Annotated in this window: 23 protein-coding genes; all 23 read left to right on the forward strand. The window is 43.0% G+C overall.

All coding sequences use genetic code 11. The features are described from left to right. Window positions 1–56 precede the first annotated feature (56 nt). The 23 genes from H625_RS13285 to trxA all read left to right on the forward strand — a co-directional run bounded on the left by H625_RS13285 (window position 57) and on the right by trxA (window position 23,170). A complete protein-coding gene (locus tag H625_RS13285; protein WP_051239049.1) occupies window positions 57–476 on the forward strand; it encodes an antibiotic biosynthesis monooxygenase family protein in 420 nt (139 codons plus the stop codon). Window positions 477–562: 86 nt separating this feature from the next. After that, the gene (locus H625_RS13635; protein WP_169516130.1) at window positions 563–742 is read left to right on the forward strand and encodes a hypothetical protein; all 180 of its coding nucleotides are present in this window, start codon (window positions 563–565) and stop codon (window positions 740–742) included. A gap of 72 nt (window positions 743–814) precedes the next feature. Further along, window positions 815–976 carry a hypothetical protein gene (locus tag H625_RS13770; protein WP_169516131.1) on the forward strand — a complete coding sequence of 54 codons (162 nt, stop codon included), beginning with the start codon at window positions 815–817 and terminating at the stop codon, window positions 974–976. Window positions 977–1,015: 39 nt separating this feature from the next. Then, window positions 1,016–1,474 (forward strand): transcriptional regulator NrdR, encoded by a 459-nt coding sequence (nrdR, locus tag H625_RS0109600; protein WP_026859713.1) that lies wholly within the window; start codon window positions 1,016–1,018, stop codon window positions 1,472–1,474. 1 nt (window position 1,475) lies between these two features. Then, window positions 1,476–2,822 (forward strand): replication initiation and membrane attachment family protein, encoded by a 1,347-nt coding sequence (locus H625_RS0109605; RefSeq protein WP_026859714.1) that lies wholly within the window; start codon window positions 1,476–1,478, stop codon window positions 2,820–2,822. 8 nt (window positions 2,823–2,830) lie between these two features. Next, window positions 2,831–3,751, forward strand: a complete 921-nt coding sequence (gene dnaI, locus H625_RS0109610; RefSeq protein WP_026859715.1) for a primosomal protein DnaI — start codon at window positions 2,831–2,833, stop codon at window positions 3,749–3,751. 315 nt (window positions 3,752–4,066) lie between these two features. After that, window positions 4,067–5,998: a threonine--tRNA ligase gene (thrS, locus tag H625_RS0109615; RefSeq protein ID WP_035785704.1), complete on the forward strand. Its 1,932-nt coding sequence runs from the start codon at window positions 4,067–4,069 to the stop codon at window positions 5,996–5,998. A gap of 202 nt (window positions 5,999–6,200) precedes the next feature. Beyond that, window positions 6,201–6,731 (forward strand): translation initiation factor IF-3, encoded by a 531-nt coding sequence (gene infC, locus H625_RS0109620; protein ID WP_169516136.1) that lies wholly within the window; start codon window positions 6,201–6,203, stop codon window positions 6,729–6,731. A gap of 22 nt (window positions 6,732–6,753) precedes the next feature. Next, complete coding sequence (gene rpmI, locus H625_RS0109625) at window positions 6,754–6,957, forward strand: 50S ribosomal protein L35 (RefSeq protein ID WP_026859718.1); 204 nt, start codon at window positions 6,754–6,756, stop codon at window positions 6,955–6,957. Between the two features lie 20 nt (window positions 6,958–6,977). Then, window positions 6,978–7,337, forward strand: a complete 360-nt coding sequence (gene rplT, locus H625_RS0109630; protein WP_026859719.1) for a 50S ribosomal protein L20 — start codon at window positions 6,978–6,980, stop codon at window positions 7,335–7,337. 182 nt (window positions 7,338–7,519) lie between these two features. After that, entirely contained in the window at window positions 7,520–8,509 is a 990-nt protein-coding gene (locus tag H625_RS0109635; RefSeq protein WP_026859720.1) for a nuclease-related domain-containing protein, read from the forward strand. Between the two features lie 365 nt (window positions 8,510–8,874). Further along, window positions 8,875–9,657: a YhfC family intramembrane metalloprotease gene (locus H625_RS0109640; RefSeq protein ID WP_026859721.1), complete on the forward strand. Its 783-nt coding sequence runs from the start codon at window positions 8,875–8,877 to the stop codon at window positions 9,655–9,657. Between the two features lie 257 nt (window positions 9,658–9,914). Then, the gene (locus tag H625_RS12960) at window positions 9,915–11,468 is read left to right on the forward strand and encodes an alanine/glycine:cation symporter family protein (protein WP_035785707.1); all 1,554 of its coding nucleotides are present in this window, start codon (window positions 9,915–9,917) and stop codon (window positions 11,466–11,468) included. 116 nt (window positions 11,469–11,584) lie between these two features. Next, entirely contained in the window at window positions 11,585–12,661 is a 1,077-nt protein-coding gene (locus H625_RS0109650) for a M42 family metallopeptidase (RefSeq protein WP_026859722.1), read from the forward strand. Next, on the forward strand, window positions 12,655–13,398 hold the full coding sequence (locus H625_RS0109655; protein WP_026859723.1) for a TrmH family RNA methyltransferase: 744 nt from the start codon (window positions 12,655–12,657) through the stop codon (window positions 13,396–13,398). Before H625_RS0109650 ends, H625_RS0109655 begins: the two co-directional genes overlap by 7 nt. A gap of 303 nt (window positions 13,399–13,701) precedes the next feature. Then, the gene (gene pheS / locus H625_RS0109660; RefSeq protein WP_026859724.1) at window positions 13,702–14,766 is read left to right on the forward strand and encodes a phenylalanine--tRNA ligase subunit alpha; all 1,065 of its coding nucleotides are present in this window, start codon (window positions 13,702–13,704) and stop codon (window positions 14,764–14,766) included. Further along, window positions 14,753–17,155, forward strand: a complete 2,403-nt coding sequence (gene pheT, locus H625_RS0109665) for a phenylalanine--tRNA ligase subunit beta (protein WP_026859725.1) — start codon at window positions 14,753–14,755, stop codon at window positions 17,153–17,155. Before pheS ends, pheT begins: the two co-directional genes overlap by 14 nt. A gap of 9 nt (window positions 17,156–17,164) precedes the next feature. Then, window positions 17,165–17,659: a hypothetical protein gene (locus tag H625_RS0109670; protein ID WP_026859726.1), complete on the forward strand. Its 495-nt coding sequence runs from the start codon at window positions 17,165–17,167 to the stop codon at window positions 17,657–17,659. A gap of 156 nt (window positions 17,660–17,815) precedes the next feature. After that, window positions 17,816–18,079 (forward strand): cell division protein ZapA, encoded by a 264-nt coding sequence (zapA, locus tag H625_RS0109675; protein ID WP_026859727.1) that lies wholly within the window; start codon window positions 17,816–17,818, stop codon window positions 18,077–18,079. Window positions 18,080–18,082: 3 nt separating this feature from the next. After that, window positions 18,083–18,616, forward strand: a complete 534-nt coding sequence (locus H625_RS0109680; protein ID WP_026859728.1) for a CvpA family protein — start codon at window positions 18,083–18,085, stop codon at window positions 18,614–18,616. 28 nt (window positions 18,617–18,644) lie between these two features. Next, complete coding sequence (polX, locus tag H625_RS0109685; protein ID WP_026859729.1) at window positions 18,645–20,357, forward strand: DNA polymerase/3'-5' exonuclease PolX; 1,713 nt, start codon at window positions 18,645–18,647, stop codon at window positions 20,355–20,357. After that, window positions 20,350–22,677 (forward strand): endonuclease MutS2, encoded by a 2,328-nt coding sequence (locus tag H625_RS0109690; protein ID WP_026859730.1) that lies wholly within the window; start codon window positions 20,350–20,352, stop codon window positions 22,675–22,677. The genes polX and H625_RS0109690 overlap by 8 nt, the downstream gene beginning before the upstream one ends. A gap of 178 nt (window positions 22,678–22,855) precedes the next feature. Continuing rightward, the gene (trxA, locus tag H625_RS0109700) at window positions 22,856–23,170 is read left to right on the forward strand and encodes a thioredoxin (protein ID WP_026859731.1); all 315 of its coding nucleotides are present in this window, start codon (window positions 22,856–22,858) and stop codon (window positions 23,168–23,170) included. Window positions 23,171–23,180: the final 10 nt, after the last annotated feature.

Raw genomic sequence — 23,180 nt, forward strand, 5'->3', positions numbered from 1 at the left:
TGCTATCCTCTTTTTTGCTACAATAAAAGTAATAATATGAACGAAGGAGTGCTGGTATGAAATTAGTAAATAACGACGGACAGAACACAGACCTGATTATCGAAGGCGAAACAGCCACATTTAAAGGAGAAGAATACGATATTCTTATCCATGACGGAGAAATCTCTGTTGCAGGACATATTGCAACGAATAACTTTATCGTAAAAGAAGAATATATTGAAGAAATGGTTGAGAGATTTAAAAGCCGTAAAGGCAACGTCGACCAGTACAACGGTTTTGCAGGCTTCATGCTCATTAAAAAAGAGAAGAAAATGTCAGTGCTGACAGGATGGGATTCAATCAAAGACTTCACAGCATGGGTGGAATCGGAAGCATTCCAAAACTCTCACGTTAAAAAAGAACAGCGCGTGAAATCACAAGGCAGCGATTACTTAGAAGCAATGCCTGTACGTGAAAGCTTCAGCGTCGAAGGATAAAGTTTTCTCTTCATAAGCAGTTGTGTCACCTCTGTTGGGGCTGGCGTGGCTGTTTTTATTTTGGATTGAACTTTTAAAAATCGACGATGACGGTATCGGGTGTTTATCCCGTCACTGTGACTTCGACGATGACGGGATTTGGTGTCTATCCCGTCACTGTGACTTCAACGATGACGGGATTTGGTGTCTACCCCGTCACTGTGACTTCGACGATGACGGTATCGGGTGTCTACCCCGTCACTGTGACTTCAACGATGAGGGGATGAAGTGTTTACCCCGTCACTGTCACTTCAACGATGACGGGATGAGGTGTTTATCCCGTCACTGTGACTTCGACGATGACGGGATTGGATGTCTACCCCGTCACTGTGACTTCAACGATGACGGGATTTGGTGTCTACCCCGTCACTGTGACTTCAACGATGACGGGATTTGGTGTCTACCCCGTCACAGCGACAATCTGCTTTCTTTTTTTATGTTTAGTGCTTTCGGTGTTATAATAATTGAAACTAATCTATTATTAACGAGGTGAACATCACATGAGATGTCCAAAGTGTCAGCATACGAATTCGAAAGTTGTGGATTCGCGTCATGCAGATGAGATGAATGCGATTCGCAGACGCCGGGAATGCGATGATTGTCAAACGCGTTTTACGACGTTTGAGCGTATTGAATTGTCACCCCTTGTCGTTATAAAAAAAGATGGGACACGTGAAGTATTCGACAGATCGAAAGTACTGGACGGTCTGTTAAAAGCATGTGAAAAACGGACGATTCCTTATGATGAAATTGAAAAGCGCGCGGATAATGTTGAAGCGGCCTTACGAAATTTAAACAAGGCTGAAATTACTTCCAATGATATTGGCGAGTCTGTTATGCATGAATTAATTACTCTCGATCAGGTGGCTTACGTGCGTTTCGCATCGGTGTACAGAGAGTTTAAAGATATCGATCAGCTGATGGATATCCTCCAAAATTTAGAAAAAGGTAAGGCTTAACATGAAATTTAATGAACGTTTAAAACCGAATACAGAGTTTATCGTTTACCAGCCGGGGACTCTTGCAAACGATGATTACGAAGTCTTAAATGCATTGTATTTACCGGTGATCGGCACAGAGGCCTTTAGTATTTACTTGTATTTATTTGAGTCGACGAAGGTCCACGATACGCTTGCGGTGCGTTTTCACCGTGAGCTCATGGATGAGCTGTCGATTAATTTGTCGAATTTTGAAGCGTCGCTCGATAAGCTGGAAGCGATTGGCCTCGTCAGAACCTATGTGTCGAACAAGGCGCACGATGATTTGTTTGTCTACAGACTGCTGCAGCCGCTGACGCCGGAAATGTATTTCAAAGATCCGATGCTGTCGATGTATTTATATTCACAGGTCGGATCGGCTAAATTTAACGATAAAAAAGAGCGTCTGATCTATCCGGAACTGCCGGCGGATATTACCGAGGTGACGAAGAAATTTACCGAGGTATTTTATCATTCGAGAGACGCTAAATTCCATACGCCGGACGATCACTTTAAACAAGATGATGTGTCCCGGGGGCCGGCGATTGATCTCGATGATTTCGATTTCGAAGTGCTGTTCACCCATTTAAAAGGCACGCGCATCGATAAGCAGTTTTTCTCAAAAGAAGTGAGAAGGCTCGTCGTACAGCTGAGCCAGCTGTTTAAACTGAACGCGTATGATATAAAACAAATTCTGCTTCAGTCGACGAGTCCGCAGTTCGGAATCGATAAAGAACGTTTGAAAACTGAAGCACGCAAGTACTATCAAAAGGAATACGGCGAAGTCATTCCAAGCTTTACGACGGCAGAAGAAGCGCTGAAGCCGTCGAGCGATGAAACGTATTTAGAAAGTCTCGATAAAGTCAGTCCGCTCGACAGAATTAACGATCTTAGAAGTTATAAACCGTCGGAGAATGATTTAAAAGTCGTGACGGAGCTAATTGTGAAAACCGGTCTTGAAAACGGAGTTATCAACGTGCTCCTGGAATATGCGATTCAGATGAAAGACGGTGATCTGCCGCTCAGATACGTCATGACTATCGCGGAAAATTGGGGTAAAGAAGGTTACCGCACAGCAGGCGAGGCGTACCAGTCGATTATGGAATTCCGTGAAGCTCAGGAAGAAAAACGCCAAAAACGCCAGTTTAAATATGCAGGTCCGGGCGAAGAACAGCCGGCTTGGCTGAAAGAAAAAACGACAGCGAAAAAACAGCCTGAAAAACCTGCTGCTGACAAGAGAGATGCTAAGAAGAAAAATAATGAACCGATGAAAACACTGAAAGACGATGAAGATTTCAGTAAACTTATAAATAAATTTAGAGAAAATTAGGTGAGGCGATGGAACCGTTAAGCAGTTTCGTTAAAAATTCTGAGAGGATTACAGAGAATAACGAACGTATTTATAACGAGATTATTAATCATCCGAAGATGAAGGCGTTCATGGATGCGCATGAAGGTGAAGTTACCCGCTCCATGATTCAAAACGATTTGATGATTTTAAAACATTATATTAATCAGCCGACAGAATGTGAATCGGCAGGGGAGGGCAAATGCCTGAGTCACCCGGACGGTTTTATTATTAACCTTGAAATACGCCAGGGTCGTTTTAATATGATTTATTCAAAATGCCCGGTTAAAGCAAAACACGAGGAATTCATTAAACGTGAAAGCCTGATTCAGAGTTTTCATATTCCGCGCGATGTGCGTGAAGCGACATTCGATACGATTTTCCTAAACGATGATCGCCGGGATGTTTTAAAAAATGCGATTGAAAAAGCTGATAAAATTGCGCGCGGCGAAGGTTTCCGCGGACTTTATATACATGGTGAATTCGGTATCGGTAAATCATATATACTCGGCTGTATAGCAAACGAGCTGAAAGAAAAGTCGATTTCATCGATGATGATTTACGTGCCTGAAATACTGCGCGATTTAAAATCCGGCTTTAACGACGGCACGACAAACGAGCGCTACGATGCTATCCGCAGCGCAGAAGTGCTGATACTGGATGATCTCGGAGCGGAAGATGTCACTGCTTGGAGCAGAGACGAAGTGATTACGAGTATTTTAAACTACCGTATGGTCGAACAGCTGCCGACGTTTATCAGTTCAAACTTTGCGATTAATGAATTAAAAGGCCGCTACAGCTACACGAAAACGAATGGCAAAGAAGAGACGAAAGCACTCCGCATGATCGAGAGAATTCGTGCATTGTGTGAAGAAGTTGAGCTCTCAGGCGACAATTTAAGAAACACATAGCTTGATTTTGACAGGGTCATCGTGTACTATATAGCTATATTTCATTAATAATCCAAGGACAATACAATTTTTAAAATGTTTATCAAAGAGAGTGCATGACCTGCTGAGACATGCATATAAACCGCGAATTGTTACTGCCTGAACACGGATGCTTTCTTAATCGAAAGCCGGGTGGACCGTTATCTCCAAGCTGAGACACGGGACATTTCTGTGTAAATCAGGGTGGTACCGCGGTAAAAGTCGCCCCTATTTTCTTAATAGGGACGGCTTTTTTTATTTTTTAAAACTAAATTGGAAACTGAGAGGATGTTTAGCATGGTTGAAAAAATCGAAGTAAGATTCCCCGACGGGAACGTAAAAGAGTTTGATTTCGGTGTAACACCGGAAGAAATTGCCTTTTCAATCAGCCCAGGGCTGAAGAAAGCGGCACTTGCTGCTAAAGTGGACGGCGAATATTACGATTTAACTCGTCCGTTGGAAACAAACAGCGAAGTGGAATTAATTACGAATAAGAGTGAAGAAGGCATTGAAATTCTGCGTCACTCGACTGCGCATTTAATGGCACAAGCGCTGAAACGTCTTTACGGCAACGTTCATTTCGGTGTAGGTCCGGTCATTGAAGAAGGATTCTACTACGACTTTGACATTGATGAAAACATCTCGTCAGAAGATTTCCCTAAAATAGAAAAAGAAATGAAACGCATCGTCGATGAAAACATTGCGATTGAACGCAGAGTCTTGTCACGCGACGAAGCGAAAGAACTCTTCTCGGACGATCCTTATAAACAGGAATTAATCGAAGCAATTCCAGCTGATGAGCAGGTTACTGTATACTCACAGGGCGAATTTACTGATCTCTGCCGCGGTGTACACGTACCGAGAACTGCGAAGATCAAAGTGTTTAAACTGTTATCGACTGCCGGCGCATACTGGCGCGGGAATTCCGACAACAAAATGCTGCAGCGTATATACGGTACAGCATTCTTCGATAAAAAAGAACTGGCTGCTTATATGACATTATTAGAAGAACGCCGCGAGCGTGACCACCGCAAGATCGGTAAAGAGATGAAACTGTTTGAAAACAATCAGCTGATCGGTGCAGGTCTGCCGCTATGGCTGCCGAACGGTGCAACAATCCGCCGCGAAATCGAACGTTATATAGTAGATAAAGAAATTTCACTCGGTTATAACCACGTGTATACACCAATTATGGCGAACACAAATCTTTACAAAACAAGCGGACACTGGGAACACTATCAGGACGATATGTTCCCGCCGATGGACGTCGGCAACGAAGAACTGGTACTTCGTCCGATGAACTGCCCGCACCACATGATGATTTACAAAAACGAACGGCACTCATACCGTGAACTGCCGATTCGTATCGCAGAACTCGGCATGATGCACCGCTACGAAGCCAGCGGTGCGGTAAGCGGACTCCAGCGCGTGCGCGGCATGGTCTTAAACGATGCGCACGTATTCGTCCGTCCGGATCAGATTAAAGAAGAATTTATCCGTGTAGTGGAATTGATTCAGGAAGTGTACAAAGACTTCGGTCTGAGCGACTATTCATTCCGTCTCAGCTACCGTGATCCTGAAGATAAAGAAAAATACTTCGACGATGATGAAATGTGGCAGCGCGCTGAAAGCATGCTGAAAGAAGCCGTTGATGAAATGGGACTTCAGTATGAAGAAGTGGAAGGCGAAGCAGCATTCTACGGACCGAAACTTGATGTGCAGGTTAAAACTGCGCTCGGCAAAGAGGAAACTTTATCGACTGTACAGCTCGACTTCCTGTTACCTGAACGCTTTGACTTAACTTATATCGGCAAAGACGGCGAAGAACACCGTCCGGTCGTTATTCACCGCGGCGTAGTGTCAACGATGGAACGTTTCGTTGCCTTCTTAACTGAAGAATACAAAGGTAACTTCCCATTATGGCTCGCACCGCAGCAGGTGGAAATCATTCCGGTTAACGTTGACCTGCACTACGATTATGCCCGTGAAATTCACGACGAAATGAAGAGTCAGGGACTCCGCGTGCATATCGACGACCGCAATGAGAAGATGGGGTATAAGATCCGCGAAGCTCAAATGAATAAAATCAAGTATCAGATCGTAGTGGGCGATAAAGAAAAAGATGAGTCGCTCGTTAACGTGCGTAAGTACGGTGAAGAGAAACAGGAGAGCTTTGACAAAGAAGAATTCCTTTATCAGTTAATCGATGAGATCAGATTAAAAAAATAAGTTTGACACAACTGATTTAGTGCTGTATAGTATTAAGAGTTGAAACAAACGGACAAGTTGAAGCTCCCGCTTCACACCCGCAAATGATTTTTTGTGACCGGGTAAATTGGGAAATGCAGACTCAGTAACTATTGTGCCTGCAAATTCTAAGGCGGGTGCAGTAATGCATTCGCCTTTTTTTGTTCGTTAAATATTCTTGGAGGTGCTAAACATAGCTAAAGATCAAACATTGATCAATAATCGTATTCGCGCAAAAGAAGTTCGTTTAATCGGAGAAGATGGTTCACAGTTAGGTATTAAAGCAACGAGAGATGCAATCGAGCTGGCAGAAAATGCTAACTTGGATGTAGTGCTTGTTGCACCAAACGCAAAACCGCCTGTTGCACGTATTATGGATTACGGTAAGTTCAAGTACGAGCAGCAGAAGAAAGACAAAGAAGCTCGTAAGAAACAAAAGGTTATTAACCTTAAAGAGATTCGTTTGTCACCGACAATCGAAGATCATGACTTTAACACTAAGTTAGGCCATGCAAAGAAATTCCTTGCTAAAGAAGACAAGGTTAAAGTCTCTATTCGCTTTAAAGGCCGTGCAATTACGCACAAAGAAATCGGACGTAAGGTACTTGAGCGTTTTGCTGAAGCACTTAAAGAAGATGGCCAGATTGAACAGAGACCGAAGATGGAAGGACGTTCCATGTTCTTAATCGTAGCACCATTTGCAGACAACAAATAAAAATTAATCGGAGGACTTTATCATGCCAAAAATGAAAACGCATAAAGGTTATGCTAAACGAGTTAAAAAAACTGGTACAGGCAAATTCAAACGCTCACAAGCGTTCACTAGCCACTTATTCGCTAACAAAACAACTAAACAAAAACGCCAATTAAGAGGATCAGCTTTAGTTCATAAATCAGATGCAAGAAGATTAGTTCACTTATTAGCTAAATCTGCTAAATAATATAAAAGGAGGAGTTAGAAATGGCTCGCGTAAAAAATGGATTAGTATCTCGTAAGAGACGTAAAAAAGTATTAAAACAAGCAAAAGGTTATTTTGGTGCTAAGAGCACTTTATATAGAACAGCTAAACAAGCTGTAATGAAATCAGGTCAGTACGCATACCGTGACCGTAAGCAGAAAAAACGTGAATTCCGTAAATTATGGATCTCACGTATCAACGCTGCAGCACGTCAGCACGACATCAGCTACAGCCGTCTTATGAATGGTCTTAAAATCGCAGAAATCGATATCAACAGAAAAATGCTTTCTGAAATTGCTATCGCTGACGAAGCGGCTTTCGGTCAAATCGTAGAACAAGCTAAAAAAGCTTTAGCTAAATAATATATTTTTAAAAGAGGGCACCCATAAAGTTGGGTGCTTTTTTTGTATGTGATTTTTTGGAAATATTTGTAATATATTATTGTTTTGTTAAATAATTAAAATAACTTGTACGATAAAAAAATAAATCGCCGATTTTCCGTATATATAGTATAAGAGCGTATTTTATATTGAGGAGGAAGATCATGATACTGTTTGACAGATTTGTCGGTATGGAATTAGCATACTATCGTGCCTTGAACAGGCGTGTACTATTATCCGGTAAAGATGCAAAAAATTTGTCGGCCCAGGAAAAAGGTTATGCCGGTGAGTGTACATACGACCGGATATTTGATGAAGTGGGGCACGGCTTTGTATTCGTATTCCGTGATGTATATTTGGGGATTGAGGGCCGCGCTGCGCAGTACGATAGTTTGATTGTCAGCGATGACGGGATAGTCGTTAACGAAATTAAAAACTACTCCGGTAATTACCGGTATGACAAAGGAACATGGTACATAGGTAAGTCTCCGGTATCTGATGATGCACTGTCGCAGCTCCGGCGGGCGGTTGGTAAATTAGTTAAGCTCCGTTATCAGGTGCGTGGCAAATTTAATATCTCCGGTAAAGTCATTTTTCCGAATATCGAATTTCGTTTGCAGAGCAATGACGACGAGCTGTGGGATAACGTTGTGATGCGGTCCGGCCTGCGAAGCTATTTAATGCAATTTCAAAATATGAACGCAGGCCGAGTTGCCGAAGACATCGCCGAGCTGATCCGGAGTCACATCGTACCGAATACCTATTTCGATAAATGTGCCGATTTTAGTGCGGTACGTAAAGGGTTATACTGCAGCGAGTGCGGCGGTTTTGAGCTGGAGAATCGAAAATATCATCTAGTCTGCGAATCGTGCGGCTCCAGGGAAACGAAAGAAACTCATATCATTCGTGCCATCAGTGATTATAAAGCACTGTTTTTAAATGAGAGATTGACTAACAAGCGATTTATGGAATTCATAGGGTATAAGGTGAGTGAAAAAACTGTCTTTAGAATGTTAAATAAGTATTGTGAGCAGCATTTGAAAGGACCAGCCACTCACTATACTTTTAAATATAAGAGTTTTGATGATGCATGTGAAAATAATGACCGTTCGTGGAGATATAAAGATTATATTGATGGCTTAGTAAGGGATTGATAGAAATTAATAGTTTTTTTAGCCTGTCCCGTCATTGTGCCTTCGACGATGACGAGATAGGCAGGTTATCCCGTCATTGTGCTTTCCACGATGACGAGATAGGCGGTTTATCCCGTCACTGTGCCTTCTACGATGACGAGATAGGCGGTTTATCCCGTCACTGTGCCTTCTACGATGACGAGATAAGGCGGTTTATCCCGTCATTGTCCCTTCGACGATGACGAGATAGGCGGGTTATCCCGTCACTGTGCCACACATAACGACGGCGCATTAAATCCCTTCCCAAATTTTAACTATAATAATTCAATCTCCGTTGCCCGCCCCTCCGTTTACCGCTACAATATTCATAAAGGAGCGTGTGCACAATGATTCCTCAATCAGAAATTGTAATTATGGCGGCTGTAGGGGTTTTATCAATTTTACTGCCGTTTATTTTTATGTTCATCCTCAGGAAAAAATTTAAAATCAGATGGCTGCCGTTCATTCTGGGTATCGGTGTATTTTTAGTTTTTGCCTTAATCCTCGAACAGATTCTGCACGTAATCGTGCTGAGCCCGCAACCCGACGGCACAATCGCATTAATTTCATCCTCACCGTGGCTATACGTCCTCTACGGAATTTTCGCAGCGGGTATTTTCGAAGAGACGGGGAGATTATTCGCATTCCTACTCACAAAAAAGCATTATCGTGATGTCGATAGCGCGGTATCGTATGGTATCGGGCACGGCGGTTTCGAGGCTGCCGCGGTCGTTGGTCTCGGGATGCTGAACGGCATTATTCTTGCTGTGATGATAAATTCCGGTTCTGACGCAATCAGCGCACTGCCGGTCGCAGCAGAAGATTTAGTCGTGAGCCAGCCGTGGTACATGTACTTAATCGCGATTATGGAGCGAGTTATTGCGATGAGTCTGCATATCGCCTTGTCGGTTATCGTCTTCTCAGCTGTAATGATGAAAGGGAAGTGGTGGCTGTATCCGCTGGCGATTCTTCTTCATGCACTCGCTAACACGGCGGCAGCGATGATGCAGGCGGGACTGCTCACTAATATTTATTTAATGTATGCAGGGTTAATCATTATGGCTGCGATTACAATCTTCATAGCGGTAAGATTGGTGAAAGATTACAGAACAAATATTTATTCGCTGTAGGATAAAACTGGACACCCGGCAGAACGGTTTTCACATCAAATAATAATATACTGATAATTCAGCCTTATCCATTTAATGGATAAGGTTTTTTTACAGCTCTCAGCCTTTACGCCCCAACGGTTTGAGGAGATAATGTTGATATATCAATGTTGTAAGCGGTAACAATTTTATAAAAAGTTATAGACAATGATTAGTAAATAGACTATATTTGAGTGGTAATTTCTTATTATAGAAAGAAAACAAAGGGGAATCATTTAATGGAGACAGTTGTAACGTTTTTTAACGACATCGTCTGGAGTGCGGCACTCGTCATACTTCTCGTTGTCACAGGATTGTACTTCTCAATTCGCATGAGATTGTTCCAGGTGCGATACATAGTCGACATGGTCCGTTTAATGTTGAGGGGTGGAAAATCAGAAGAGGGGATTTCCAGTTTCCAGGCCATTGCCGTATCACTGGCAGGCCGTGTCGGAACAGGTAACATCGTCGGGGTGGCTACCGCAATCTTTATCGGGGGTCCAGGTGCAGTATTCTGGATGTGGCTGATTGCCTTCCTTGGTGCAGGTAGTGCGTTTGTAGAGTCAACGCTGGCACAGATTTACAAACAGAAAGAAGACGGTCAGTACCGCGGGGGGCCGGCGTACTACATCGAAAAGGGGATCGGTGGAACGTTTGGTAAATACTATGCATTGCTGTTCGCAGTAGTAACAATACTTGCCTGCGGACTTTTACTTCCGGGCATTCAGTCCAACTCAATTTCAAGTGCAGCAACAAATGCATTTCCGTTTATTGAATCATGGATGATCGGTCTTTTCTTAATCATCATTTTAGCAGTAGTAATTTTCGGTGGAATCCGCTCGATTGCCAACGTTGCAACAGCAGCTGTTCCATTTATGGCAATTGCGTACATCATCGTTGCAGTAATTATCGTAATTATGAATATTTCAGAAGTACCGGCTTTAATCAGCTTAATCTTCAGAAGTGCGTTCGGTCTTGAACAGCAGTTCGCAGGTACGGTTGGTGCAATGATTATGATCGGTGTTAAACGCGGATTGTACTCAAACGAAGCAGGTCAGGGTACTGGCCCTCACGCAGCAGGTGCTGCGGAAGTTTCACACCCGGCTAAACAAGGTTTAGTTCAGGCGTTCTCAGTATATATCGATACTTTATTCGTATGTACAGCAACGGCACTGATGATTTTAATAACAGGTATGTATAACGTGTCTGACGGCGACGGCGGACTCATTGTCGATAACGGTGTATATCAGACTAACGTAAACGGCGACAGAGATGTCAGCGGTACGGTAGTATTTACACAGGCTGGTATTGACAAAGCATTCCACAGTATGGAAAGCTTCCAGGAAGGCTTTATCGGATTCGGTTCATACTTCATCGCATTTGCGCTCTTGTTCTTCTGTTATACGACCATGCTCGCGTATTACTATATAGCAGAGACCAATCTGGTCTACATGCTGAAAGGCAGAATGCCGTGGCTGAAATATGTGCTCGGTATCGTATTAATCGGTTCAGCATTCTACGGTACGGTTTCTACAGCTGGCCTTGCATGGCAGATGGGTGACCTCGGTGTAGGACTGATGGCGTGGATTAACGTTATCGCGATTCTTATCCTGCAAAAACCGGCACTCAAAGCGTTCCGGGATTACGAACGACAGTACAAACTTCAAAAACAGGGTAAAATTGACGAAATCGTTTATACACCTGATCCTGAAGACTTTAAAGATCACAACTTCTGGGTGGATGAATATCCAAGAAGAGATGACCCGGATTACACGTATCCGGATAGAAACTAATTACTAAAGAGCACTCTCCTCAAGGAGGGTGCTTTCTTATGCAGTATATATATTTCGAAAGCTGAAATACTTTATGGTAAAATTGAGACACAACAACTTTAAAAGGGGATTTTTAAATGGATAAACAACTTGAAATGTTAAAAGACTTAACAGATGTCAATGGTATTGCAGGGTTTGAAAATGCAGTAAAACATAAAGTGAAAAACTACCTTGAGCCCTTAAGCGATGAAATTATTGAAGATAATTTAGGCGGCGTATTCGGCAAGAAGGCTGCTAAAGATAGCAGTAAAACGATTCTAATCGCAGGGCACCTGGATGAAATCGGCTTTATGGTAACTGAAATTGACGATAACGGCTTTCTTAAATTTACGCCGGTCGGCGGCTGGTGGAATCAGGTAATGCTGTCTCAGCGCATGAACATTACGACAGGTGAAGGCAGTGTAATTACAGGGGTCATCGGTTCTAAACCGCCGCACGTATTATCGCCGGAAGAGCGTAAAAAACCTGTTGATATTAAAAATATGTTTATCGATATCGGTGTTGCTTCAAAAGATGAAGCACTTGAAGCAGGCGTGATGCTCGGTGATATGGTAACACCTGCATCTGAGTTTGAAGAGATGACGAATAAGAATTACCTGCTTGCAAAAGCATGGGATAACCGTTTTGGCGTGGCATTGTCAATCGAAGTCATGAAGAATCTTGCACAAGAAAATATAAATATTAACCTGGTAAGCGGTGCAACAGTGCAGGAAGAAGTAGGTCTGCGCGGCGCTAAAGTGGCGGCGAATAAAGTAAAACCGGACTTAGCAATCGCAGTAGACGTTGGTCTCGGCATGGATACACCGGGAATGAAATCTTCAAACGGTACAGGCGATCTTGGTAAAGGGCCGCTCGTTATTTTACTTGATGGTTCAAATATCGGACATGTGCCGTTCAGAAAACATATATTAGAAGTTGCCAAAGATAAAGATATCCCTGTACAATTACAAGTGATTCCAGGCGGAGGCACAGATGCAGGTTCATTCCACGTATCAAACGACGGTGTACCGTCGGTAGCAATCGGCGTACCGGTGCGCTACATGCATTCGAATGTGTCAATTATGCATAAGGAAGACTACAACAATGCAGTTAAACTCGTAACGGAAGTAATCAAATCATTAAACGACGATAAGGTGGACGAAATCATTTGGTAAAAGAAGTTATTGCTTCAAAAGATAACACGCGCATTAAAAATTACCGTAAGCTCCATACGGCAAAAGGGCGCAAAAAGACAAATCAGTTTTTAATCGAAGGTGTTCATTTAGTTGAAGAGGCGATTAATTATAACCAGCCGGTCGAGACGATTATTATCGAAGACGGGTTCAAGCACGATTTAAATATCGATAAATTTAAAACGCTGTACGTTTCCCGAGACGTGATGAAATCTTTATCGACATTGGATACACCGCCCGGCATTGCGGCGATAGTAGATCAGCAAAAGCAGGGAAAGATTGATTTTCAAAGAGTACTGCTGCTGGAAGACATTCAGGATCCAGGCAACCTCGGCACACTTATCCGCACTGCGGATGCGTTCGGCTTTAAAACAGTGCTGATCACGCCGAAGAGTGCAGATCCGTACAATCCGAAAGTTTTGCGCAGTGCCCAGGGGAGTCATTTCCACCTGAACATTTTACAGCGTGAAGCAGCGGAAGCTGTCGCAAGCTTTAAAGGAATTAAAATTGGTACATCGTTGAATGATGCAGTCTATATTGATGATTTCAATAAGCCAAAAGGCGATATTATGCTTGTCCTCGGTAACGAAGGCCAGGGACTGACTGATGAAACGCTGCAGCTGATGGATATTAATGCGAAGATTAATATGCCCGGGTCAAGTGAAAGTTTAAACGTTGCAATCGCCGGTGCCATCATGATGCATCATTTTAAATCTTGATTTTAAGCGCAGTTGGGCTATAATGGATGTAACAATATTATAAATCTGCTTCGGTTGAAGTTAGGAATAAATGATTATTATGACCAGTCACAGAGAACATTAATAGCAGCTGAAAATTAATGTATGGTTTTAATCAGTGTTCACCTGATTGATGAAGTAATACGGGCTTGCGTCACCATATAGACGCGGTAAGTGTCTGCATATGCAGAAAATTAGGTGGTACCACGGAACTCCGTCCTTTTATTTAGGACGGAGTTTTTTTGTTTTTAATAATATACTTTAAAAATATGAGGAGTGACGGGCATGACACAGGTGATGGAAACAATGCAGCTTGAATTTAACGATAAATTAAGCGGAATCGATAACAGTAAAGCACTCGCTGATTTACGTGTTGAATATTTAGGTAAAAAAGGTAAAGTAACAGGTTTAATGAAAGAGATGAAAAACCTGTCAAACGAAGAGCGTCCGGCTTACGGCCAAAAAGTTAACGTGCTGCGTAACGACATCGAGTCGAAACTCAGTGAACTTGAAGCGGAACTGTCTAAAAGAGCGCTTGAAGCAAAACTTGCTGAAGAAACAATTGACGTAACATTACCGGGACGCACGCTTGAAATCGGCGGGTCGAATCCGATTGACCGTATCGTTGAAAATATCGAAGATTTCTTTATCGGCCTCGGCTACGAAATTAAAGAAGGTTACGAAGTTGAGCAGGACTACTATAATTTTGAAGCGCTGAACTTACCGAAATCACACCCGGCACGCGATATGCAGGACAGCTTCTACATTTCTGAAGATATTCTCTTACGTACGCACACATCACCGGTTCAGGCGCGTACGCTTGAAGCTCAAAAAGGCGAAGGTCCGGTTAAAATTATTTGCCCTGGTAAAGTTTACCGCCGCGACAGCGATGACGCGACGCATTCACACCAGTTCACCCAGATCGAAGGACTTGTAGTCGATAAAAACATTCACCTCAGTGACTTAAAAGGCACGCTCGAATTATTTGCGAAAGAAATTTTCGGCAACGACAGAGAAGTTCGTTTACGCCCGAGTTATTTCCCTTTCACTGAGCCGAGTGTTGAAGTCGATATTTCATGCTTTAAATGTAAAGGGTCAGGCTGTAACGTTTGTAAGCAGACAGGCTGGATTGAAATTTTAGGTGCCGGCATGGTACATCCGAACGTACTTGAAATGGCAGGCTTTGATTCTGAAGAATATTCAGGATTTGCATTCGGAATGGGGCCGGACCGTGTGGCAATGCTGAAATACGGCATTGAAGATATCCGTCATTTATATACGAACGATTTAAGATTTATCGATCAATTTATTCCGACAGAAGATGGAGGCGAACAGAATGAGAGTATCTAGAGAATGGTTAGAAACGTTTATCGATATTAATGTGCCGACCGGTGAACTTGCTGAAAGCATTACACGCGGCGGGATTGAAGTGGATGACATTATCGATTACACAGCGGATATTAAAAAACTGGTTGTCGGCTATGTGAAGTCGGTTAAGCCGCATCCTGAAGCAGACCGTTTAAACTTGTGCGAAGTGGATACCGGCGAAGAAACAACGCAGATCGTCTGTGGTGCACCGAACGTTAAAGCAGACAGCTACGTTATCGTCTCTAAAGTCGGCGGGAGACTGCCAGGCGGAATTAAAATTAAACGCGCGAAACTTCGCGGTGAAGTATCGGAAGGCATGATTTGTTCGCTGGAAGAAATCGGCGTAAAAGAAGAATATGTGCCGGCTGAATATCAGGGCGGAATTTTCATGTTTAACTCAAAACCGGCTCCAGGTACTGCTGCGCTTGAAGCTTTATATTTAGATGATCAGGTGCTCGAGTTCGACTTAACACCAAACCGTAAAGATGCCTTATCGATGATCGGTGCAGCATATGAAACGCGCGCCTTATTCGGCGGTGAAGTTGCAGTGCCGGATACATCTGTTAAAGAAATTGACGATGTAGTTACAGTCGCAGTTGAAAATGAAGACAGTGAAGCGGTGCCGTTTTACGCTGTCAGAGAAGTCAGAGATTTAACAATCAAACCGGCACCGTTATGGATGCAAATTCGTTTAATTAAAGCAGGCATCCGTCCGATAAACAACGTCGTTGATATTTCGAACTACGTGTTAATGGAATACGGTCAGCCGCTCCATATGTTCGACCGCGATAAAATCGGCTCGGACAAAATTGTGACGCGTTCCGCTAAAGCAGATGAGAAGTTCACGACGCTCGACGGCAAGGAACGCACGCTGACGCTTGATGATATCGTTATTACAAACGGCGAAGTGCCAATCGCATTAGCTGGTGTAATGGGCGGTCAGGATTCTGAAGTAACCGGGCAGACGGTAAATGTTGTAATTGAATCTGCATTATTTGAACCGGTTAGAATCCGCAAAACGAGCAGCCGTTTAAACTTGCGCAGTGAAGCATCACAGCGTTTTGAAAAAGGGGTCTCACACGAATTTATTTTACCTGCGGTAAACCGCGCAGCATATTTATTAGAAAAATATGCAGGCGGCAAGACGCTAAACGGCATTGCATCCGAAGGTCAGCTTAATTTAGAGCCGGGTGTCATTCAGACATCTGTGGACTTTATCAACAATCGTCTCGGTACTGACTTAACAGTAGCTGAAATTCTCGGCACACTGCAGAAACTTGGATTAGGCGCTGAAGAAAAAGACGGTTCGATCGACGTCATTATTCCGTCACGCCGCGATGACCTGAAAATTCCTGAGGATATTTCTGAAGAAGTGGCTCGCATATTCGGCTACGACAATATTCCTTCGACATTGCCGGAATATTCGACGATTACGCCGGGCCGTTTATCGGATGAACAGCAGGAAGTGCGCGTAATTAAGCGCCAGCTGAATGCACAAGGCTTCAGCCAGGCGATAAACTACGCGTTAACGAGCAAAAAACGCATCGGTGAATTCACGACGCTGACAGATTCACTTAAATTATTAATGCCGATGAGTGAGGACCGCGCAGTGCTGAGAACGTCACTCGTGCCGCACTTAGTGGATAACGCGACGTACAACGTGAACCGCCAGCAGAAAAACGTGTCACTGTTTGAAATCGGTAAAATATTTGTGACTAACGGGCAGGATAAACTGCCGGATGAAGTAGAAATGCTCGCTGGAATCGTTACAGGCGAACAGCATAAAACAGCATGGACAAACACTTTTGTGCCGTCAGATTTCTATACGGTAAAAGGTGTGCTCGAATCACTGTTTACGAAACTCGGTCTTCTTGACCGCGTGACTTATAAACAATCGTCGGCACACGGCGAACTTCACCCCGGACGGACAGCTGAAGTTTATCTTGACGATAAAGCGATCGGTTTCGCAGGCGAAGTGCACCCGCAATATGCTGCAGACCATGACCTTGGCCAGACGGCAGTATTTGAAATTAACTTGGCAGAAGTACTGCGCGTTAAAACGGGCAGTATTCTGTATGAATTCCTGCCGAAATATCCGTCGATGTCACGCGATATCGCACTTGAAGTTGCGAGCGACGTAAACGTGTCTGAAATTATCGCGGTGATTCGTGAAGCAGCGCCGAAATATTTAACAGACGTATACCCGTTTGATGTGTACGAAGGTGAACACATCGCAGACGGCAAAAAATCTGTTGCGCTTCACTTAACTTATTTAAACAGAGAAAAAACGTTGACAGATAAAGACATCGAAGCACTTCACACACCAGTTGAAGAAGCATTAATCGCAGCAGGCTATGCAGTCAGAGGATAAAATTAATATATGAGCAGAGACGAAATTTGTCTCTGCTTTTTTTGGTTTGTTTTGATTGGGTGGGCGCTGAATAATGAATATATAAGACATGAGCAAGGTCAGTTGGAAAATACGTATCCTGCTCATTATGAAGGGGAAAATGAGCAAGGTCGCATCGAAAAAGGCAATCCTGCTCATAAACAGGATGAAAATGAGCAAGGTCGCATCGAAAAAGGCAATCCTGCTCATAAACAGGATGAAAATGAGCAAGGTCTCTTCGAAAAAGAAAATCCTGCTCATTATAAAGGGCAAAATGAGCAAGGTCGCATCGAAAAAAGCAATCCTGCTCATTATAAAGGGCAAAATGAGCAAGGTCGCATCGAAAAAAGCAATCCTGCTCATTATGAAGGGAAAAATGAGCAAGGTCGCATCGAAAAAGGCAATCCTGCTCATCGAAGGGGGCAGATTACGAAAATAGTGGCAATTTGTCTTATAAACGGTGACAAGCCCCCCAAAATCCGCTGACTTATCACCTGCCACCACCAAAAAATCTCAGAATCCTCAACAAGCTCAAAAACAGCAACATTTTAATTGCTTGTATTAACATTCGTGGATAAGTATAATAAAATATTGAAATAGATAAATGTGTGAGAAATTTTATCGATATGGGGGCAATGTAATATGAGCGGGAAAAAGACACGCATTGCTGTAAAAATATATAATGAATATTACACGCTGGTGGGTAATGATAACGAGGATCATCTGAGACAAGTGGCGGAGGCGGTCGACAGTAATATTACGGCGATTGCTGCAAAGAGTCCGGGTCTCGATACGACGAGAAAAGCGGTGCTTACCGCTTGTAATATCATGGATGATTATATAAAGTTAAAAGAAAAATACGAGGCGCTGGAAAAAGAAAACAGCGCGCTTAAAAAAGGGAACTAGCTTATGACTTTAATACTTTTAATTATACTTTTAATCGGACTGATTGCCGGTTACCGGCGCGGGATTATATTACAGTTCCTGCATTTGATCGGTACAATATCGGCTCTCGTTATTGCTTCATTAAATTATGAAGCGCTCGGCAGCAGGTTTTATTTAGTGATGCCGTATCCATCGACTGCACAGCTGAATCCAAATGCAGTGCTGGGCGATGTTGGAAATCTTGAATATGCATATTATTATATGTTTGCTTTCTTTCTTATTTTTATCATCAGTAAAATTGTTATTCAGATTATCGTCAGTGGATTTGATTATCTGCAGCAGGTCACAACAGGCGGCTTGGTTACAAGTATCGGTGGTACAGTGCTCGGCTTAATCGAGATTGTCTACGTACTTGTGGTTATACTATTTTTCACAGCGACGATTCCTTACGCACCGGTTCAAGAAGCACTGGCGGAATCAGGCATTGCCACATTTATAATGGAACACACATTTATAATATCGGAAAAATTAATAGAATGGATACAAGTAGGGTCATAGAGATATGGCTCTTTTTTTGGAGGCAGACATGAATAAAAAAGATGTAATCAGACTGCTTGAGAAAATCGCAGTATATATGGAATTAAATTTAGAGAATCCTTTTAAAGTATCCGCATACCGTAAAGCGGCAGCGGCTTTGGAAACGGATGGGAGAACACTCGATGAAATCCCCGATTTCAGTGAACTCAAAGGAATCGGTAAAGGCACGAACGAAGTTATCGCAGAATTTGTCAAAACAGGAGAGTCCACAGTCCTTAAAGAACTTGAGGATAAAGTCCCCAGCGGCTTAATCCGCATGCTGAAACTGCCGACGCTCGGCCCGAAGAAGATTGCTAAAATTCACGACGCACTCGGCATCAGTACGCTCGAAGATTTAAAAGCAGCGTGTGAAGAACAGAAAGTCAGCGCTCTTTCAGGCTTCGGCAAGAAAACAGAAGAGAACATATTAAAATCAATTGAAACGGTATTAAACAGACCGGAGCGCTATCCAATTTCACGTATATTAAAATTCAAAAAAATCATCACCGATGTTATCGACATTATCCCGGGCGTTGAACGTTACGACATGACGGGCAGCGGCCGCCGGACGAAGGAAACATCTCGAGATCTGGATTTTATCGTCAAAGTGGAAGATTACGAACTCTTCACGGAAACGATGGTCAATCAGAGTTTCGTGACGGATGTCGTCGCCAGAGGCGATAAAAAACTCTCAGTAGAAATCGAGCATGATTTCGATGAAATTAACGTCGATTTCAGATTTGTAAACGGCGAAGAATATATTTCAACGCTGCAGCATTTTACCGGTTCAAAAGATCATAACGTGAAGATGCGCCAGATCGCCAAAGCACGCGGTGAAAAAATTAGCGAATATGGCGTTGAAACACCGGACGGCGTAAAAACGTTTGACTCGGAAGCAGCATTTTACAACTACTTCGAGCTGCCGTACATTCCGCCGTCCATGCGTGAAACGGGTAAAGAGACAGACATCGATGTCGCACAAATCGTTAAGCCCGAAGACATTAAAGGCGATCTTCATATGCACACGGTGTACAGTGACGGGGCATACAGCGTGCGTGATATGGTGGAAACCGCACGCACGATAGGCTACGATTATATTGTTATTACCGACCACTCGAAAAATTTGCGTGTTGCTAACGGCTTAAGCGATGAACGTCTTCTTGAGCAGCTTGCAGAAATCAGAGCAATTAATGCAGAATACGACGACATTGACGTCTACAGCGGAACTGAAATGGATATTTTAGCTGACGGCACGCTGGATTATTCAGATGAAATTCTCGAACAGCTGGATTACGTCATTGCTGCGATTCATTCGAGCTTCCAGCAGTCGGAAGAAGAAATTATGCACCGCTTAAAATCAGCTATGGATAATCCGTACGTCCGCCACATTGCGCACCCGACGGGACGCTTAATCGGCGTCCGAGACGGGTATCAGGTTAATATGGATGAATTGTTCCGTTATGCCAAAGAGACGAACACAATATTAGAAATTAACGCCAATCCTCAGCGGCTCGATCTATCGAGCGATGTGATTACGAATAGAGACGTCATGTTTACGGTAAACACCGATGCGCACCATACCGACCACTTTGATTTTATGAAATATGGTGTGGCGACGCTGCAAAAAGCATTCGTCAAAAAATCACAGGTACTAAACACGTTAACAAGAGCAGAATTTAAAGCATTTATTAATAAAAGTAAGCAGAGTGATATAAATGAATGATAAAACATTCACCAAACTGGAATTCGATAAAATTCTCGAATCTGTCAAAGCATTTGCAGTCAGTGATCAGACGAAGGAGAAATTAAATTTTTCCATCGTTGAAACTGACATCGATAAAGTAGTTAAAAATATTGAAGAATCCGACGATGCATCATCGATGCTCCGTTACCGCCACGTTGAACTCGCTGGTATCAGCGATATTAAACCCTTTGTAAAACGGGCGGAAATCGGGAGCATATTAGGTGTGAGCGATTTTAATAAAATAAAATCTTTATTAAACAGAAAGCATATGCTGCAAGGTCTAATGAACGCCTTTGTAGAAGATGAAATTTTTCTTACCAGCCTTAAACCGTACATCTTAGAACTTGAAGATATTCATTTTCTGTACAAGAGAATCACTGAAACTGTCGATGAAGTGACGGTCTTAGACCATGCATCAGCAGAACTGCTCCGCATCCGCAGAAAAATCGGTTCAGAAGAACAGAAAATCCGCGAGCGTCTAAACGACATCGTCAGAAAAAATCAGCGTAAATTAAGCGACAGTATTATTACGATGCGTAATGGACGCTACGTCATTCCGGTCAACGTGGATTACCGCAGCGAATTTAAAGGAATTATCCATGATTCATCGCAAAGCGGCCAGACCATTTACGTCGAACCGACGGCGATCATTGATATGACGAATAATATTACACGCTTAAAAGAATCCGAAGAAGCGGAAGTTACTAGAATACTCAGTGCACTGACAGAGCAGGTAAACGAAGTGGCGCACGATTTATATGAACATAATATAAACCTGCACCATATTGACCTGGTCTTTGCCAAAGCAAAATACGGTGCGCATATTAAAGGCACAAAACCCATCATTACCGATGATGAATCCATCCGCTTAATCGGCTCCTTCCACCCTTTAATCGACAGCGAGTCAGTCGTGAAAAACGATATCGTTATCGAACCGGAAACAAAAGCGGTTATTATTACCGGACCGAATACCGGCGGTAAGACCGTGACAATTAAAACGGTTGGCTTATCGGTCCTAATGGCACAGGCCGGCATTCCAATTCCGGCGCGTGACGGTTCATCGATTTCAGTCTTTAAAAACGTCTATGCCGATATCGGTGACGAACAGTCGATTGAACAGTCACTGTCGACATTCTCGAGTCATATGACAAATATTGCTGACATTCTAAAGCGTGTCGACAATGAATCACTGGTTATTTTAGATGAGCTCGGTGCGGGGACGGACCCTGAAGAGGGTGCAGCACTCGCAATCAGCATTATTGAATACTTGCTCGAAAAGCAGGCGAAAATTATTTCGACAACCCATTATCCGCAGCTGAAATCATTCAGCTACACGCGTGAAGACGTGATTAATGCGAGTGTTGAGTTCGATGTGAGCACTTTATCGCCGACGTACAGATTATTAATGGGAATTCCCGGGAGATCAAATGCGTTTGAAATCTCCAATAAGCTGGGACTAGATCACGGCGTAATCGAACGTGCGAGAAGCTTAACGGGCCGTGACAATATGGAAGTTAACGAGATGATTACAGCGCTCGAACGCCATACGACGTCAGCGCGTGAGCATGAACATGAGACGCATGAACTGATGCGTGAAGCTGAAAAGCTGCAGCAAGAACTTACAGAGAACAATGAACAATTCGCTAAATATAAAGAAAAACTGATTCAGAAGGCGCAGGATGATGCGAACCGCATCGTTAAGCAGCGCGAGCTTGAAGCGGCGGAAATTATTAAAGAACTTGAAATGATGAAGGAACTTGGGGCCGACAGCATCCAGGAACACGAACTCATCAATGCTAAAAAAGAATTATCCGACAGCTACTACCAGCGCGATATTAAGAAAGACGTCCGCAATGAAAAAGTTGAAACACTCGCCGTGGGCGATGAAGTCGATGTGCTGACTTACGGACAAAAAGGCGAGATTATTGCACTGAATAATGATGAAGTCACAGTGCAGATGGGCATTATTAAAATGAAGCTCGACAAGTCCGAAGTGAAAAAACGGAAAGCTAAAAAAGCACAGAAACCTGTTACAATCCGTCAGAACAAAACACACGTCAACCGCACGCTTGATCTCCGCGGTGAACGTTACGAAGACGCATTGATCCGTCTCGAGCATTATCTTGATCAGGTGCTGCTGTCGAACTTCTCTGATGTAGAGATTATTCACGGCAAGGGCACAGGGGCGCTGCAAAAAGGTGTGCAGCAGTATTTAAAACGCCACCCGAAAGTATCATCATTCAGAGGCGGCATGCCGAGTGAAGGCGGCTTCGGTGTGACGATAGTCGAAATGAAGTAGGTGAGTCTCCGTGGATAATTTTGATATGTATAAACTTGCAAAGGTACTTATAGTGATTAGTGTGTTAATGTTTATAAGCGGTATTATTTATCTGATGTACTTCGTGTAAGCAATACCGTTGAGTGACAAAATGAATTGTTGTATAATAAAAGCAATACAAATATGGAGGTAGTTTTATATGGCATTATATGAAGTGAACGATGCAGGATTTAAAGAAGAAATTGGTAGTGGACTTACATTAGTAGACTTTTGGGCACCATGGTGCGGGCCTTGTAAAATGATCGCTCCAATCCTTGAAGAATTAGCACCTGAAGTTGAAGGTAAAGCTAATATTGCTAAATTAAACGTTGACGATAACCAAGCTACAGCAAGCGAGTACGAAGTGATGAGTATTCCAACTTTAATTCTTTTCAAAGACGGCGAGCCTGTTGATAAAGTTGTTGGATTCCAGCCTAAAGAGCAGCTTGCTGCATTAATAGAAAAACACGCTTAATTTTTTAAAA

Origin of the sequence: Jeotgalicoccus psychrophilus DSM 19085, from assembly GCF_000425845.1 — a bacterium.
In the GTDB taxonomy this organism is placed as follows: Bacteria; Bacillota; Bacilli; order Staphylococcales; family Salinicoccaceae; genus Jeotgalicoccus; species Jeotgalicoccus psychrophilus.

What these genes read in the sequence shown, in the direction of transcription:
- rplT (WP_026859719.1), top strand. Translation starts at nt 6,978, where the DNA reads ATGGCTCGCGTAAAAAATGGATTAGTATCTCGTAAGAGACGTAAAAAA.
- H625_RS13635 (WP_169516130.1), top strand. Translation starts at nt 563, where the DNA reads ATGACGGTATCGGGTGTTTATCCCGTCACTGTGACTTCGACGATGACG.
- H625_RS0109680 (WP_026859728.1), top strand. Translation starts at nt 18,083, where the DNA reads ATGACTTTAATACTTTTAATTATACTTTTAATCGGACTGATTGCCGGT.
- pheS (WP_026859724.1), top strand. Translation starts at nt 13,702, where the DNA reads ATGACACAGGTGATGGAAACAATGCAGCTTGAATTTAACGATAAATTA.
- H625_RS13285 (WP_051239049.1), top strand. Translation starts at nt 57, where the DNA reads ATGAAATTAGTAAATAACGACGGACAGAACACAGACCTGATTATCGAA.
- H625_RS0109640 (WP_026859721.1), top strand. Translation starts at nt 8,875, where the DNA reads ATGATTCCTCAATCAGAAATTGTAATTATGGCGGCTGTAGGGGTTTTA.
- pheT (WP_026859725.1), top strand. Translation starts at nt 14,753, where the DNA reads ATGAGAGTATCTAGAGAATGGTTAGAAACGTTTATCGATATTAATGTG.
- thrS (WP_035785704.1), top strand. Translation starts at nt 4,067, where the DNA reads ATGGTTGAAAAAATCGAAGTAAGATTCCCCGACGGGAACGTAAAAGAG.
- H625_RS13770 (WP_169516131.1), top strand. Translation starts at nt 815, where the DNA reads ATGACGGGATTGGATGTCTACCCCGTCACTGTGACTTCAACGATGACG.
- H625_RS12960 (WP_035785707.1), top strand. Translation starts at nt 9,915, where the DNA reads ATGGAGACAGTTGTAACGTTTTTTAACGACATCGTCTGGAGTGCGGCA.
- dnaI (WP_026859715.1), top strand. Translation starts at nt 2,831, where the DNA reads ATGGAACCGTTAAGCAGTTTCGTTAAAAATTCTGAGAGGATTACAGAG.
- H625_RS0109605 (WP_026859714.1), top strand. Translation starts at nt 1,476, where the DNA reads ATGAAATTTAATGAACGTTTAAAACCGAATACAGAGTTTATCGTTTAC.
- polX (WP_026859729.1), top strand. Translation starts at nt 18,645, where the DNA reads ATGAATAAAAAAGATGTAATCAGACTGCTTGAGAAAATCGCAGTATAT.
- zapA (WP_026859727.1), top strand. Translation starts at nt 17,816, where the DNA reads ATGAGCGGGAAAAAGACACGCATTGCTGTAAAAATATATAATGAATAT.
- nrdR (WP_026859713.1), top strand. Translation starts at nt 1,016, where the DNA reads ATGAGATGTCCAAAGTGTCAGCATACGAATTCGAAAGTTGTGGATTCG.
- H625_RS0109635 (WP_026859720.1), top strand. Translation starts at nt 7,520, where the DNA reads ATGATACTGTTTGACAGATTTGTCGGTATGGAATTAGCATACTATCGT.
- trxA (WP_026859731.1), top strand. Translation starts at nt 22,856, where the DNA reads ATGGCATTATATGAAGTGAACGATGCAGGATTTAAAGAAGAAATTGGT.
- H625_RS0109650 (WP_026859722.1), top strand. Translation starts at nt 11,585, where the DNA reads ATGGATAAACAACTTGAAATGTTAAAAGACTTAACAGATGTCAATGGT.
- H625_RS0109670 (WP_026859726.1), top strand. Translation starts at nt 17,165, where the DNA reads ATGAGCAGAGACGAAATTTGTCTCTGCTTTTTTTGGTTTGTTTTGATT.
- rpmI (WP_026859718.1), top strand. Translation starts at nt 6,754, where the DNA reads ATGCCAAAAATGAAAACGCATAAAGGTTATGCTAAACGAGTTAAAAAA.
- H625_RS0109690 (WP_026859730.1), top strand. Translation starts at nt 20,350, where the DNA reads ATGAATGATAAAACATTCACCAAACTGGAATTCGATAAAATTCTCGAA.